This window comes from Rhodococcus qingshengii JCM 15477, from assembly GCF_023221595.1.
GTDB lineage: Bacteria > Actinomycetota > Actinomycetes > Mycobacteriales > Mycobacteriaceae > Rhodococcus_F > Rhodococcus_F qingshengii.
On sequence record NZ_CP096568.1, the window covers coordinates 171,512 to 185,974 of the forward strand.

Annotated in this window: 15 protein-coding genes; 4 read left to right on the forward strand and 11 right to left on the reverse strand. The window is 69.5% G+C overall.

Annotated elements, in window-relative coordinates; translation table 11 throughout:
• Nucleotides 1-76: 76 nt before the first annotated feature.
• The 3 genes from M0639_RS34405 to M0639_RS34415 all read right to left on the reverse strand — a co-directional run bounded on the left by M0639_RS34405 (nucleotide 77) and on the right by M0639_RS34415 (nucleotide 3,083).
• On the reverse strand, nucleotides 77-814 hold the full coding sequence (locus tag M0639_RS34405) for a substrate-binding periplasmic protein (protein ID WP_197486151.1): 738 nt from the start codon (nucleotides 812-814) through the stop codon (nucleotides 77-79).
• A gap of 44 nt (nucleotides 815-858) precedes the next feature.
• Complete coding sequence (locus M0639_RS34410; protein ID WP_197486150.1) at nucleotides 859-1,260, reverse strand: c-type cytochrome; 402 nt, start codon at nucleotides 1,258-1,260, stop codon at nucleotides 859-861.
• Nucleotides 1,261-1,346: 86 nt separating this feature from the next.
• On the reverse strand, nucleotides 1,347-3,083 hold the full coding sequence (locus M0639_RS34415; RefSeq protein WP_064073807.1) for a pyrroloquinoline quinone-dependent dehydrogenase: 1,737 nt from the start codon (nucleotides 3,081-3,083) through the stop codon (nucleotides 1,347-1,349).
• A 214-nt stretch (nucleotides 3,084-3,297) separates the two neighbouring features.
• On the opposite strand from M0639_RS34415, the gene M0639_RS34420 reads away from it, so the two are divergent.
• Nucleotides 3,298-4,338, forward strand: coding sequence for an asparaginase (locus tag M0639_RS34420; protein ID WP_156525009.1), 1,041 nt, complete (start codon nucleotides 3,298-3,300; stop codon nucleotides 4,336-4,338).
• A 55-nt stretch (nucleotides 4,339-4,393) separates the two neighbouring features.
• A complete protein-coding gene (locus tag M0639_RS34425; protein ID WP_064073805.1) occupies nucleotides 4,394-5,122 on the forward strand; it encodes an alpha/beta fold hydrolase in 729 nt (242 codons plus the stop codon).
• Nucleotides 5,123-5,199: 77 nt separating this feature from the next.
• Here M0639_RS34425 and M0639_RS34430 read toward each other — a convergent pair whose 3' ends face one another.
• The 8 genes from M0639_RS34430 to M0639_RS34465 form a co-directional block, all read right to left on the reverse strand.
• A complete protein-coding gene (locus M0639_RS34430; protein ID WP_054802625.1) occupies nucleotides 5,200-5,586 on the reverse strand; it encodes a VOC family protein in 387 nt (128 codons plus the stop codon).
• A gap of 61 nt (nucleotides 5,587-5,647) precedes the next feature.
• The gene (locus M0639_RS34435; RefSeq protein ID WP_064073804.1) at nucleotides 5,648-6,448 is read right to left on the reverse strand and encodes an ABC transporter ATP-binding protein; all 801 of its coding nucleotides are present in this window, start codon (nucleotides 6,446-6,448) and stop codon (nucleotides 5,648-5,650) included.
• Between the two features lie 8 nt (nucleotides 6,449-6,456).
• A complete protein-coding gene (locus M0639_RS34440; protein ID WP_064073803.1) occupies nucleotides 6,457-7,335 on the reverse strand; it encodes an ABC transporter permease in 879 nt (292 codons plus the stop codon).
• On the reverse strand, nucleotides 7,332-8,285 hold the full coding sequence (locus M0639_RS34445) for an ABC transporter substrate-binding protein (RefSeq protein WP_064073802.1): 954 nt from the start codon (nucleotides 8,283-8,285) through the stop codon (nucleotides 7,332-7,334). Before M0639_RS34445 ends, M0639_RS34440 begins: the two co-directional genes overlap by 4 nt.
• A gap of 49 nt (nucleotides 8,286-8,334) precedes the next feature.
• Complete coding sequence (gene hutH / locus M0639_RS34450; protein WP_064073801.1) at nucleotides 8,335-9,879, reverse strand: histidine ammonia-lyase; 1,545 nt, start codon at nucleotides 9,877-9,879, stop codon at nucleotides 8,335-8,337.
• Nucleotides 9,880-9,907: 28 nt separating this feature from the next.
• Nucleotides 9,908-10,867, reverse strand: coding sequence for a tripartite tricarboxylate transporter substrate binding protein (locus M0639_RS34455; protein ID WP_064073800.1), 960 nt, complete (start codon nucleotides 10,865-10,867; stop codon nucleotides 9,908-9,910).
• Nucleotides 10,867-11,670, reverse strand: a complete 804-nt coding sequence (locus tag M0639_RS34460; protein ID WP_197486149.1) for a phosphate/phosphite/phosphonate ABC transporter substrate-binding protein — start codon at nucleotides 11,668-11,670, stop codon at nucleotides 10,867-10,869. Before M0639_RS34460 ends, M0639_RS34455 begins: the two co-directional genes overlap by 1 nt.
• 17 nt (nucleotides 11,671-11,687) lie before the next feature.
• The gene (locus tag M0639_RS34465) at nucleotides 11,688-12,695 is read right to left on the reverse strand and encodes an ornithine cyclodeaminase family protein (RefSeq protein WP_422125135.1); all 1,008 of its coding nucleotides are present in this window, start codon (nucleotides 12,693-12,695) and stop codon (nucleotides 11,688-11,690) included.
• Between the two features lie 216 nt (nucleotides 12,696-12,911).
• On the opposite strand from M0639_RS34465, the gene M0639_RS35350 reads away from it, so the two are divergent.
• Nucleotides 12,912-13,598, forward strand: a complete 687-nt coding sequence (locus tag M0639_RS35350; protein WP_428481027.1) for a Mu transposase domain-containing protein — start codon at nucleotides 12,912-12,914, stop codon at nucleotides 13,596-13,598.
• On the forward strand, nucleotides 13,595-14,389 hold the full coding sequence (gene istB / locus M0639_RS34475) for an IS21-like element helper ATPase IstB (protein WP_183591811.1): 795 nt from the start codon (nucleotides 13,595-13,597) through the stop codon (nucleotides 14,387-14,389). The genes M0639_RS35350 and istB overlap by 4 nt, the downstream gene beginning before the upstream one ends.
• Nucleotides 14,390-14,463: the final 74 nt, after the last annotated feature.

The window sequence follows — 14,463 nt, forward strand, 5'->3', positions numbered from 1 at the left end:
GCGCCAGACCGGACAAACCCGCTGCAACGGCCCCGATCGAGGCCGCCGTGTGCCGGCACGAATCAACGCCGTCGCATTACGGGCGGCGGTACTCGACGCCGTATTGCGCGTAGATGCGCTGCAGCGTGCCGTCCTCGCTCAGCTTCTCCAGCGCCTTGTTGAGCGCATCGACCAGGCCTTCGTCGCTGCGGCGCAGGCCGACGGCAAGATTCCAGCGCAGCTCGGGCTCGCTGTCGTACGCATGCACATAGCGCAGTCCGGCGTCCGGGTGCGCGCGAATGTAGTACGCGACGGTGGCCGGCGAGACGGCGCAGGCGTCGATCTCGCCCTTGGCCAGGTCGCCCACCATCTCGCCTTCGAAGGCATAGGGCACCGTGTACAGGCCGCGCTGGTTGAGCAGCCGGCTTGCCACCGAGTTGATCATCACGCCGACGCGGCGGCCGGCCGCGATGTCCTGAAAGCGCTGCACCGAGTCGTTGCCGCGGCCGACAGCGAGCGCGACGCCGCTCTTCTGGTACGGCTTCGTGAGCCGGATCGGCCCGCGCTGCGCGTCGGGGTCGGCGATGGTGTCGAGCAGCATGTCGCAATCGACCAGACCGGCGCGCATGCGCGGGATGATCCAGTCCACGTGCAGCCGCAGGCCGAGCGCCGCGGCGAGCGCACGCCCGATCTCCACCTGGAAGCCCGGCGCCTCGGGCTTGTCGCTCGCGTGCGGCAGCGCGTTGGGGTGGGCGCACATCGAGATCACGCCGCGCGCCTGCACTTCGGCCAGCGTTCGCGCGGCAGTGGGCGCCGCGGCCAGTGCCGCAGCCATAGCGCACACAGCGAATGCAGGAATCATCCCCACGGCGCGGGCTTTCACTTCGACGCCCCTTCAGGTTTGAGGTCGCGGATGTACTTCACGATCGCCTTCATCTGATCGTCGTTGAAGGCCGTGGCGAAGGCCGGCATCGCGCCGGGCTTGCCGACCTTGATGCGCTGGATCAGCTCGGCATCGCTGAGCTTGGTGTCCATCAGCTGCGGCCCCCGGCCCGGGCTGCGTCCACCGCTGCTGTGGCACCACCCGCACGTGTTCGCGAAAAGCTTCTCCACGTCGAAATCGCCGGCGGCGCCGGGCGCCGATGCCGGTTGCGACGCGGCAACGGGCGCCGGTGCGCTGGCCGGCGCCTGGCGCGATGACATCGGGCCGTACTGGCCGGCCGCACCTGCCGATACGGCCAGCGCACAGATTCCGAGCGCACTACGCACAGCGTTGCTCATTGGTGCACCCTACGGCCCGCGGCCGGTCCCTCCGAGAAGAGGCAGGGAGCCGCGCCCTGCCCCGTTGCTTCGGATCGGTGTCGGCTCTACAGCCCGAACACCACCAGCGCGCCCTGGTCCGTCGGCATGCTGGCGAACGGCTCGCCGTAGAGCACCTTGTAGTCGTCGCCCGCCAAGCCGCCCCAGCCGGTGGCCACGGCGATGTACTGCTTGCCCTTGGCCATGTAGCTGATGATGCCGCCGTTGTGGCCCTGGCCGTTGTTGTGCTTCCACAGCTCCTTGCCGGTGCTCGCGTCGAGCGCGCGCAGGTAGCCGCGCGCATCGGGCACGAACACCAGGTTGCCCTTGGTCGACAGCAGGCTCGCCAGCGGCGGCTCGTCGTACTTCACCTCCCACTTCAGCTTGCCGGTGATCGGGTCGCGCGCACTGACGTGCCCGTGCGCCTTGCTGCCGTCAGGGTTGGTCTTGTTGACGGTGAAGTTGGAGCCGATGTTGAGCTGCGCCATCGGCTCGAGGATCGGCGTGGTCTTCACTACCTCGAGGTCCATGCACCACTCGTTGCCGACCTTGTAGTACAGCCCCGTCACCGGGTTGTACGAGCCGGCGTTCCAGCTGTAGCCGCCCGCGATGTACGGGCACAGCGCGGTGTGCTTGCCCTCGGCCATGTCGCGCCGGCCCTGCAGCTCGCCGGTCTTCGGATCGATGTCCTTGACGAAGTTGATGTTCTTGACGCCGCGCCAGACGTTCTGCACCTTGAGCTGCGGGTCGTAGACGAACACGAAGCCGCCCTTGTTCGGGTGCACGACGTACGACTTGCCGCCGCGCTCGAGCAGCACGAACTCGCCGACCGCGCTGTCGAAGTCCCACGCGTCGTGCGGCAGCTCCTGGTGATACGACTTCAGCTTGCCGGTGTCGGGATCGAGCGCCAGCACGGAGGTCGTGTACAGGTTGTCGCCCGGGCGTGCGCCCTTGGTCTTCCACTCCGCGCCGCCCCAGTCGTACAGCGGCGCGGGATTCGCCGTGCCCCAGTAGACGGTGTTGGTCTTCGCGTCGTAGCCGCCGGCCATCCAGCCGCCGCCGCCGCCGGTCTTCCACGAGTCGCCGCCCCAGGTCTTGCGCTGGTCGGTCTCGGTGTCGTCGTTGCCGCCGACCGTGAAGAAGCGCCACACCTGCTTGCCCGACGCCGCATCGACACCGAAGATCGGGCCGCGATACGGCCACTCGCCGCCCTGCGAGCCGATGATCACCTTGCCGTTGACGAACAACGGCGCGCCGGTGAAGCCGACGGTCAGCTTCTCGGAATCGACCAGCTTGGTCTCCCACTTCTGCTTGCCGGTCTTCATGTCGATCGCGACCAGCTTGCCGTCGAGCGTGCCCATGTAGATGCTGCCGTCGCCGAGCGCGATGCCGCGGTTGTACGGCGAGTGCGTCTGCTTCGAGACCAGGTCTTCGTTGAGCTTCTGCTTGTAGGCCCAGATCAGGTTGCCGGTCGCGCCGTCGAGCGCGAACACCTGGTTGTGCGAGCCGCTGTAGTACAGGATGCCGTCGGCCACCAGCGGGAACGACTGCAGGCCTCGGGTCGACTTCGGCGTCACGTGGCTCCACGCCACCTTGAGGTTCCTGATGTTCTTCGAATTGATCTGGTCGAGCCCGCTGTAGTGCCAGGACTTGTAGGTGCCGTGATACGTCAGCCAGTCGGCAGGATTCTTGTCCGCTGCGATCAGGCGCTTGTGGTCGACTTCGGCGGCGCGGGCCGAGGAGGTCACGCCGAGGACGGCCGCGGCCGCGATCGCGGCGACGACTGGGAGATGCCTTCGGGTCATAACTTTGTCTCCTTGAGGTCGTTCGGAAACCCGCGTCTGCGTCAGGCGACGCTGAAGGTTCCGGCGGGCATTTAAGCGCGCACGGGTGTCGGCAGGAAGTGGTCGTCCGAGAGTGTTTACCCCGAGTGCGGCGGGGCTCCGACGGCGCCGGCGAAACGACTCGACACAACGCGGGCGCAGAATGCACGCGTCCCGTTCCCGACGCGAGGCGCCCGTGAATCCCGTTCTGGTCGAGCTGACGCGCGGCGGCCATCTCGAGTCGCAGCATCGCGGCGCCGTCGCGGTGCTCGACGCCGACGGCGCCGTCGTCGCGTCGCTCGGCGACATCGACCGGCCGATCTTTCCGCGCTCGGCGGTGAAGGCGCTGCAGGCGCTGCCGCTGGTCGAATCGGGCGCGGCCGACGCACTCGGCCTGACGGACGACGAGCTCGCGCTGGCCTGCGCGTCGCACGGCGGCGAGCCGCTGCACGTCAGCACCGCGGCATCGATGCTCGCGAAGGCCGGCACCGACGCGACGATCCTCGAATGCGGCGTGCACTGGCCGTCGCATCTGCAGAGCGCGCAGGCGCTGGCGGCGCGCGGCGAGCGGCCCGGCCCGCTGCACAACAACTGCTCCGGCAAGCACGCCGGCTTCGTCTGCGTGGCGTGCCGCATGGCCGGCGCGCGCGACCTGCGCGATTTCACGCGCGGCTACGTCGACGCCGCGCATCCGGTGATGCGCGAGATCACCGCCGCGCTGGCCACCGCCACCGGCTGCGATCTCGATGCCGCGCCGCGCGCCATCGACGGCTGCTCGATTCCGACCTATGGCATTCCGCTGCGCGCGCTGGCGCTCGGCTTCGCACGCTTCGGCAGCGGCGTCGGCCTGCCTGAAAGCCACGCGCGCGCGGCGCGGCGGCTGCGCGACGCGATGGCCGCGGCGCCATTCATGGTCGGCGGCAGCGGCCGGTTCGACACGCGGGTGATCGAGCACTTCGGCGAACGCGTGTTCTGCAAGGTCGGCGCCGAAGCCGTCTACTGCGCCGCCCTGCCCGAGCGCGGGCTCGGCGTCGCGATCAAGATCGACGACGGGCAGACGCGTGCGGCCGAGGCCGCGATGGCCGCCGTCGTCGAGTCGGCGCTGGCGCTCGACGCCGGCGACGCGGCGTTCCTGCGTGGGCTCAGCGACATCATGCTGCGCAACTGGAACGGCTTCGAGGTCGGGCGGCTTGCCGCCACCGACGCCCTGCGCACGGCGCTGCAGCGCGGCCATTGAACCGGCGGCCGGGCAGTGCTACGCTGGCCGCACCATACCGACACTAGGAGGCACCATGGCCAACTTCGTCCTCGTGCACGGCGCCTGGCACGGCGGCTGGTGCTATCGCGACACCGCCGCCGCGCTGCGCAAGGCCGGCCACCGCGTACTGACGCCGACGCACACCGGCGTCGGGCAGCGCGCGCATCTCTCGGGCGAGAACGTGACGCTCGAAACGCACATCCGCGACGTGCTCGGCTGCATCGAGGCCGAAGAGCTCGACGACGTCATCCTCGTCGGCCATTCGTACGGCGGCATGGTGATCACCGGCGTGGCGGACCGCATCGCGCCGAAGATCAGGTCGCTGGTCTACCTCGACGCCTTCGTGCCGGAGCACGGCGACTCGCTGATGGCTCTCCTGCCCAAGGCGCTACCGCCTGAAGTGTCGGCGCAATTCATCGGCGGCTTCCACGCGGCCGCGCTCGACAAGCACTGCGGCCTGATGCAGCCGATTCCGGCCGAAGCGTTCAACGTCGTTGCCGACAAGCGCGACTGGGTGAACCGGCGCTGCGTGCCGCAGGCGCTCGCCACCTACGAGATGCCGCTGCTGCTCGCGGGAGGCGGCAGCGCGGTGAAGCAGCGCGTCTACATCCTGGCCGACGGCTGGGATCCGAGCCCGTTCCGCTACTTCGCGAAGCTGTACGACGGCAAGCCCGGCTGGCAGGTCGTCAAGTTCCCGTGCGGCCACGACGTGATGGTCGACATGCCGAACGAGCTGGCGGAGAAGCTGGCGGCGCTGGGCTGACGTCTGCTGTCGGCGTAACCCCGGCAGCCGTTCGGCGGCTGCCCGGCGTGGTCGCGGCGCCGCGTCAGCGCAGCGGCTCAGGCATCGCTCTGCGAATGCAGCACGATGCGATTGCCTTCGCTGTCGAGCACGATGGCGCGGAAGCCGTGCGGGCCGATCCCGTGGATCGGCTGGACCACCCTGCCGCCGTTCGACTCGGTCTTCGCGACCGCGTCGCGGATGCGCCTGTCGACGTTGAAGTAGACGAGGATGCCCTGCGTCGACGACACCTCGCCGGCGCCCGGCACGAGGCAGCCGCCGTTGCCGGGGCCATGCTCGAGCACCGCGAACGAGACGCCGTCGAACGACTCCTTGCTCACGTTGATCGCGAGCACCGCGCCGTAGAACTTGATCGCGCGGTCGAGATCGGCGACCGGCACGTCGAACCAGACGACGCGGTTGTGCTGGGTGTTGAGATCGGTCATGGCGTTGCCTCCTGACGCGATCGTACGCGCCGGCCGGGCCGCGACACGCCGACGCGCCGATTCAGGCCACCGCCTCCTGCGCAGCCTCCTGCGCTGCCAGCACCTCCGCCCTGACCTGCTCGGTCAGCTCGGCCTTCAACGCGGCGAACTGCGGCGTCGTCTTCACCGAATAGTGCCGCGGGTGCGGCAGCGGCACCGCGCGGTCGAGCTTGATGCGCCCGGGCCGCGCGCTCATGACGACGACGCGCGAGCCCATGAACACCGCCTCGTCGATGTCGTGCGTCACGAACAGCACGGTCTTGCGCTCGGCTTCCCAGATGCCGAGCAGCAGCTCCTGCATCAGCTCGCGCGTCTGGTGGTCGAGCGCGCCGAACGGCTCGTCCATCAGAAGCATGCGCGGGCCGTTGGCGAGCGCGCGGGCGATCGCGGTGCGCTGCTGCATGCCGCCCGAGAGCTGCTTCGGGAAGTGGTTCTCGAAGCCGCGCAGCCCGACCTTCGCGATGAAGCGGTTGGCGACCTCGAGCTGCTCGGCGCGGCTCATGCCGCGCTCGCGCAACCCGAAGCACACGTTGTCGCGCACCGTGAGCCACGGGAACAGCGTGTAGCTCTGGAACACCATGCCGCGATCGGCGCCGGGCCCCTCGATGCGCCGGCCGTCGAGCAGCACGTCGCCGCTGGTCTGCGTATCGAGCCCGGCGACGATGCGCAGCAGCGTGCTCTTGCCGCAGCCCGACGGCCCGAGGATCGTGATGAAGTCGTTCTCGGCGACGTCGAGGTCGGTCGCCTGCAGCGCGACGGTTTCGCGGCCGTCGTTGGATGCGAAGCGGCGCGAGACACCTTTGATGGAGAGGATGGTGGCCATGTTCGCAATTACCTTCCGAGCTGTGCCCAAGGGAACAACCGCCGGTTGAACCACTTGAACGCGAAGTCGCTGACCAGCCCGATCAGGCCGATGACGATGATCCCGAAGATGATCTGGTCGGTCGCGAGCAGCGCCTGGCTGTCGGTGATCATGTGGCCGATGCCGCTCGAGGCGCCGATCAGCTCGGCGACGATCACGTAGGTCCAGGCCCAGCCGAGCACCATGCGCAAGGTCTCGGCGATCTCCGGCGCGGCGTTCGGAATCAGCACGCGGCGGATCAGGCTCGAGTCGCTCGAGCCGAGCGTGTAGGCGGCCTCGACCAGATCGCGCCGCGTGTTGCCGACCGCGACCGCGATCATCAGCACGAGCTGGAAGAACGAGCCGATGAAGATCACCGCGAGCTTCTGCGCCTCGCCGATGCCGGCCCACAGGATCAGCAGCGGGATGAACGCCGACGCCGGCAGGTAGCGCGCGAACGAGACGAACGGCTCGAAGAACGCCTCGATCGGCTTGTACGCACCCATCGCGACGCCGAGCGGCAGCGCGATCAGCGCGGCGATCACGAAACCGCCGACGACGCGCCACACCGTCATGCCGATGTCCTTCGCGAAGCCGTGTTCGGCGAGCAGCGTCCAGCCGCTGGCCAGCATCGTCAGCGGGTCGGCGAGAAACGTCTTCGGCACCAGCCCGCCGAGCGTGATGCCGGCCCACAGCGCCACGAACAGCACGAAGAACGCGATGCCGAGCGCGACGCGCGTCGCGGGGCCGACCGGCGTCAGCGGTTTCATCGACGATGCACGGCGCACGGGCCCATCGGCCGCAGCGGCCGGCGCGCGCGGCGCGGGCGTCAATGCATCGATGGGAGTTTGGGCAGCCATGGCTTTCATTGGATGAACCGCGTGTCGGCCAGCTTCGACAGGTCCGGCACCTGCTTGATGATCCCGGCCTCGAGCAGCAGGTCGGCCGCTTCCTTGCTGAACTGCGCGTGCTCGCCGGCGAAGAACTTCCGGTTGGCGGCGCGGTCCTGCCAGCGCAGGTGCTTCTGCGAGCCCTCGAACTGCTCGGCGCTCTGCTTCACGTCGGCGCCCATGATCTCGAAGCTCTTCTTCGGATCGGACTTGATCATCTCGAGCGCGTCGAAGTAGCCGTCGGCCAGCGCCTTCGCGGCCTTCGGGTTGTCGGCCAGGAACTTCGGCGTGCAGCCGAAGGTGTCCATCACCATCGGATAGTCGAGCGTGGTCGCGATGATCTTGCCCGCCTCGGGCTTGGCGCGCACCGCCGACAGATACGGCTCGTAGGTCATGCCCGCGTCGAGCTCGGCGTTGCCGGCGATGAAGGCGTTGGCGGCCGCCTGCGGCGACAGGTTCACGACCTTCACGTCCTTCATCGACAGGCCGTTCTTCTTCAGCATCCACGCCAGCGTGAAGTACGTGGCCGTGCCCGGCGCATCGGCCGCGACGGTCTTGCCCTTCAGGTCGGCGATCTTCGCGACGTTCGGCTTCACCACCATGCCGTCGGCGCCGTAGCTCTTGTCGAGCTGGAAGATCTGCGTCGTCGCGACGCCGTTGGCGTTCCAGACGATCCAGGTCTCGACGGTGGTGGCCGCGCACTGGATGTCGCCGGACGCGATCGCGAGGTGGCGGTCTTTCTGCGGGATCTTCCTGATCGTGACGTCGAGGCCGTGCTTCTTGTAGAGGCCCGCTTCCTTGGCGAGCGTCAGCGGCGCGAAGCCGGTCCAGCCCGAGATCGCGATCGCGACCTTGGTTTCCTGCGCCGCAACGAACGGCGCGAACACCGCGAGCGCGGCGGCAACGATGGCGGTCTTGACGAGGGGCATGTGCAGCTCCTGATGGGTGGTGGGCGTGAAAGATTTCGATCGTGTCGCGTCAGGCCGGCGTCCACAACGCGGGCAACCCCGGCAGCGTGCGGAACACGCGCGACAGCGCGCCGCCGGTGACGAGCGCGGTCGCGCGCTCGATGTCGGGGGCGAGATAGCGGTCGGCGGCGACGCGCGGGCACTGTGCGCGCACCAGCGCGTGCGCCTGCTCGAGGGCCGTCGAGCTCTGCAGCGGGCGCAGGAAGTCGATGCCCTCGGCGGCCGCCAGCAGCTCGATGCCGAGGATGTGCGCGGTGTTCGCGATCATCGGCTGCAGCCGGCGCGCCGCGAACGTTGCCATCGACACGTGATCTTCCTGGTTGGCCGACGTCGGCAGTGAATCGACGCTCGCCGGATGCGCCAGCGACTTGTTCTCGCTCGCCAGCGCCGCGGCGGTCACGTGCGCGATCATGAAACCGCTGTTCAGGCCGGCGTCGGCCGTCAGGAACGGCGGCAGCCGCGACACGCCGGCGTCGATCAGCATCGCGATGCGGCGCTCGGCGATGGCGCCGACCTCGGCGATCGAGACGGCCATCGCGTCGCAGGCGAGCGCGACCGGCTCGGCGTGGAAGTTGCCGCCCGAAAGGATGGTTTCGCCCCGGTCGTCGGCGAACACCAGCGGGTTGTCGGTCACCGCATTGGCCTCGCGCACCAGCACCAGCGCCGCGTGGCGCAGCTGGTCGAGGCAGGCGCCGACCACCTGCGGCTGGCAGCGCAGCGAATACGGGTCCTGCACACGGTCGTCGCCGGTCAGGTGCGAGCGGCGGATCGCGCTGCCGGCGAGCAGCGCGCGGTAGTACTGCGCGACGTCGATCTGCCCGGGCTGGCCGCGCAGCGCATGGATGCGCGGATCGAACGGCCCGTCGCTGCCGCGCGCGGCATCGACCGTCAGCGCGCCGACCACGAGCGCGGCCTCGAGCACGGGCTCGAAGGTGAGCAAGGCGTGCAGCGCGAGCGCCGTCGACACCTGCGTGCCGTTGATCAGCGCGAGCCCTTCCTTCGCGGCCAGCGTCAGCGGTGCGATGCCAGCCTGCTTCAACACGCCGGCCGCTGGCCGGCGTGTTTCTCCTTCCAGGTATTCCCCCTCGCCCATCAGCGCGAGCGTCATGTGCGCGAGCGGCGCGAGGTCGCCCGACGCGCCGACCGACCCTTGCGACGGCACGTACGGCACCAGCCCTGCGTTGTGCACGGCGAGCAGCGTGTCGACCACTTCCTCGCGCACGCCCGAATGGCCGCGCGCGAGCGACGCCGCCTTCAGCGCGAGCATCAGCCGCACCACCGGCCCGGCGAGCGGCGTGCCGACGCCGACCGAATGCGAGCGGATCAGGTTGCGCTGCAGGGTGTCGAGTTGCGCCGCATCGATGCGCTGGTTGGCGAGCTTGCCGAAGCCGGTATTGACGCCGTAGACCGGCTCGGCGCCGCCGGCCGCGCGCTGCACCACGTCGGCACTCGCGCGGATGGCCGCGCGCGCCGTGTCGTCGAGCGCGAGCGTCTCGCCGCCGGCGTGGATCGCCTGCAGCGTTTCGAGCGCGAGTGCGCCGGGTTGAATCTTCATGGGCGTGGCAGGTTTGCGCAAACGCCGGTCATTCCGGCTTGATGTTCTGCTTGCGGATCACCTCGGCCCAGCGCTGGCTTTCGGCCTGCACTGTCGAGGCGAGCTGCTGCGCGCTGCCTCCGGCGGCCTCCATGCCCTGCGCCGCGAGCTTCTCGCGGATGTCGCGGCGCGCCAGCACGCGCGTGCCTTCGGCGCTCAGCTTCTCGACGATGTCGGCCGGCGTGCCGGCCGGCGCCATCAGCGCATACCACGACACCGCCTCGAACTTCGGCACGCCCTGCTCGGCGATCGTCGGCAGCTCGGGCATGACGTGCGAGCGCTTCAGGCTGGCGACGCCGATCGCGCGCAGCTTGCCACTCCTGATGTGCGGCAGCGCGGTCTGGAACGGCGCGAACATCATCGACACCTGACCGCCGACCAGGTCGTTGACCGCCGGCGCGATGCCGCGATAGGGCACGTGCAGCATGTGCACGCCCGCGCTCAGCTCGAGCAGCTCGCCGGCGAGATGCGCCTGACTGCCGGCGCCCGGCGACGCGTAGCTGAGCGCCGCCGGCTTCTGCTTCGCCAGCGCGAGCAGCTCTTTCAGGTTGCGCGCCGGCACCGCCTCGGCATTGACGACGAGCACGTTCTCCACCGTCGCCAGCATCGTCACCGGCGCGAGGTCGGACTGCTTGTACGGCAGGTTCGCGAACAGGGTCGGGTTGACCGCCACGTTGCCGGCTGGAATCACGCCGAGCGTGTAGCCGTCGGCGGCGGCCTTCGCGACCTGGTCGACGCCGATGTTGCCCGCCGCGCCCGACTTGTTCTCGACCAGCACGGTCTGGCGCAGCGCCTCGCCGATGCCGTCGCCGACGACGCGCCCGAGCACGTCGGTGGGCCCGCCCGGCGGAAACGGCACGACGATGCGGATCGGCTTGGCCGGATAAGCCTGCGCCGCGCTCACGAGCGGCAACGCGGCAAGCGCAACGATGGCCAACAGTCGCTTCATCAGAGCTCCTCGAAAGGGGTCGTGTCCGCGCGCGCGAGCGCGGCGAGCACGTCGTAGTCGGTCGGGTCGGGGACGACGAAGCCGTCGAGCAGCAGGCGCTGCATCGGCTCGTTGAGCGCCTGCGCATGGCGCGTTTCGAGCAGCGCCGCGCGCAGCCGCGCCAGCTCGTCGGGCGTGATCGGCGCGGTGGCGACCACCGGCGGTATCGGCCGCAGCTCGGTGACGGCAACCGTGCGCACCTCCGCAGCGAAGCGCGGATCGTTGCGGCGCAGCAGGTCGTGGCTGTAGCCGTCGAGCGGGCCGACGTCGATGCGGCGCGCGGCCAGCGCCTCGATGACGCCGCGCGCATGGATCAGGTTGCCGACGCTCGCGCGATACAGGCGCGGCCGCTGCGGCGTGCGGTAGCGTGCCAGATGCCGACGCAGCGCGACGCCGCCCGACATCGAATCGGCGAGCGTGTAGCCGACGACGCCGCCGAAGGTGTCTTCGAGCGTGCGGTACGGCGCATCGGCGGCGACGACGATGTCGGTGCAGTACGCCGCCGCGCCGCCGTAGCGCGCCGGCGACGGCTTCGGCGCGGCGACCAGCGTCGGCCGCGGGCTGCGCTGCGCGAACGGCAGCCCGCACATCATCACCGCGCCCAGGTCGTCGCGCGCCCACAGCGCCGCCAGCGGCGCCGGCGCGTCGTGGTCGACCAGCGGCCAGTCGAGCCCGGCGCGATCGAGCGCCCAGCCGAGCACGCGCTTCCAGTCGGCCTTGCACGACGGCGTAACCGAATACATGCGGGCGTTGACGATCGGCACGAATCCGGCTCCGGATATCAGCGGAAGCGCAGCGACTGGCCTAGCTTCATGCGCTTCGCCTTCTCGAGCATCGCGGCACCGAGTGAGATGTCCGACAGCGACAGGCCGCGGTGCCAGAACAGATTGGTCTCGTCGTCGCTTTCGCGGCCCGGCTTGAGTCCGGCGACGATCTGCCCGAGCTCGGCGTGCAGGTTGCGCTCGGAGAGCCGGCCTGAATCGACGTGCGCGCGCAGCGCACCGAGCGGCCCGGCCTTCGCCTGGCCCCAGTCGTCCATCACGATCTTGTCCATGATGTCGGTCAGCGACAGCTCGACCGCGCTCATCGTGCCGTACGGGATCACGCAGGCGCCCTTCTTGATCCACGCGGTCTTCAGCTTCGGCTCGGGCTTCTCCAGTCGCGACGCCTCGACGACGATGTCGGCGCCGCGCACGCACGACTCCCAGTCCTCGGTGATCGTGATCTTCGCGCCGAGGTCGCGCTCGAGCCGCGCCGCGAACGCCTCGCGACTCTGCGGCCGCCGCGAGTGCACGCGGATCTCTTCGAACTCGAAGATCGAGTGCAGCAGCCGCACGTTCCAGTACGAGGTGCCGCGCGCGCCGATGTGGCCGAGCACCTTCGAGTGCTTGCGCGCGAGATGCTTGGCGCCAATGGCGGTGACCGCGCCGGTGCGCATGTCGGTGATGTCGGAGGCGTCGATGATCGCGACCGGCACGCCGTTGGTCGGGTCGAAGAGGTTGAGCAGCGCGAGCTCGGACGGCAGGCCTTGCTCGTAGTTGCGATAGAAGTCGCCGACCACCTTGACGCCGGCGAGTTCGTGGCGTGGCTGGCGTGGTCGCGGTTCCGGGTCGTGATCGCGCTGCGCGATAAGACCATGCCGTCCGTGTTCGCCGCGCTGGACCAGACCTTCCGCCGGTTGGGTGGGGTGCCGACCTACGTGCTGACCGACAACGAGAAGACCGTCACGACCGAGCACATCGCCGGGATCCCGGTCCGCAACGGACAGCTCGTCACCTTCGCCGAGCACTACTCGGTCGTGGTCCACACCTGTGTGCCGGCGGATCCGGCGTCCAAGGGCGGCACCGAGTCGTCGGTGAAGATCAGCAAGGCCGACCTGGTGCCCAAGGACACCAACCTGCGTGAGGAGTACGCGTCGTTTAGCGAGCTCGAGGAGGCGTGTGAGGCGTTCTGTCAGAAGGTCAACACCCGGGCTCACCGGACCACGAAGCGGCCACCGGTCGAGATGTTGGCCGAAGAGCGGACACGGCTACACCCGGTCCCGACACAGCCGCACACAGTCGCGTTCGGCACCACCCGGGTAGTGCCGGGCAACACGCCGATGGTGATGTTCGAGTCCGGCCAGTACTCGGTGCCACACACCCTGCTCGGCGCCACGGTGTGGGTTCGTGCCCAAGGACTCGGCGACGGCGAGGAGGTCGTCATCGTTCACGTCGGCGAGGACGGACCCGCCGAGGTCGCCCGCCACGCGCGCGCGACGCCGGGCACGCCGAGGATCAACGACGAGCACTTCCCACCGCAGCCGGAAGGTCCGTTGAACCGGCAGCCGCGAGCGAAGAACCCAGCGGAAGCCGAGTTCCTCGACCTGGGCGAGGGCGCCCGCCTGTGGCTGGTCGAGGCCGCTGCGGCGGGCACGCCGCGGATGAGGGTCAAGATGGCCGAAGCCCTCAGCCTGGCCAAGCTGTTCGACCCCGTCGAGGTCGACTGGGCACTCGGCCACGCCGCCGTCCACGGCCGGTTCGCCGAGGCCGATCTGTCCTCGATCCTCGACCACCACGCCCGGCAACCCGCTGTTGGCGAGCACCGTGCCGGCGAAGAACGGTCGCTGACCCAGGGCACCGCCGGATGGGCACGTCTCGGCCAGCACGACAGCCAGCACGACAGCCGCGAGGGGAACGAGGTGACCCGATGACGACCAAGACCACCACACCATCGATGGCGTCCGCGCCGCCGTTGCCGGCCGAGTTGGAGGACCTCTTGCGGCGGCTTCGGCTGCCCCACATCCGTCGCCACGCACCGGAGGTCGTCGCGACCGCGAAGGCCCAACGCTGGGAGCCCGCCGAGGTGCTCAAGGCTCTGTTCGCCGAGGAGGTCGCCGGAAGGGAACGCTCCGCACTGGCCACCCGCAGGGCGGCTGCGGGGTTCCCGACCGGGAAGACGTTCGATGCGTGGCAGCCCGAGGCATCCTCGATCCCGGCACCGACCCAGCAGGCACTCCGCACCCTGGAATGGGTCCACCGTCGGGAAAACCTCGTCGTGTGCGGGCCGTCGGGGACCGGGAAGACGTTCCTACTGGAGGCACTCGGTCACCAAGCCGTCGAGGCCGGGTTGAAGGTCGCCTGGTTCACCCTGGAAGACCTCGGGGTCCTGCTGCGCCGCCATCGTGCCGACGACACGGTGTCCAAGGCCATCGCCCGTGTGCTGCGCGCCGATCTCGTTGTCGTCGACGACATCGGCCTGTTGCCGGTCGCCCAGGATGCCGCCGAGGGGCTCTACCGGCTCGTCGACGCCGCCTACGAGAAGCGGTCGGTCGCGATCAGCTCGAACCTGCACCCGTCCGGGTTCGACGAGCTGATGCCCAAGACGCTGGCGACCGCCACCGTCGACCGGCTACTGCACCACGCCCACGTGTGCCAGACCAGCGGAGACTCCGTGCGACTTACCCAGGCACTCGCCGGCCGAGGGGTGAGTCCCTTGAGCTGAGTGCTCTGGTCGGTGGTGGCCGCAAGCCCACTGGGCAGATCCCATGGCCACCACCGGGCAGTTCTCGTGACCGT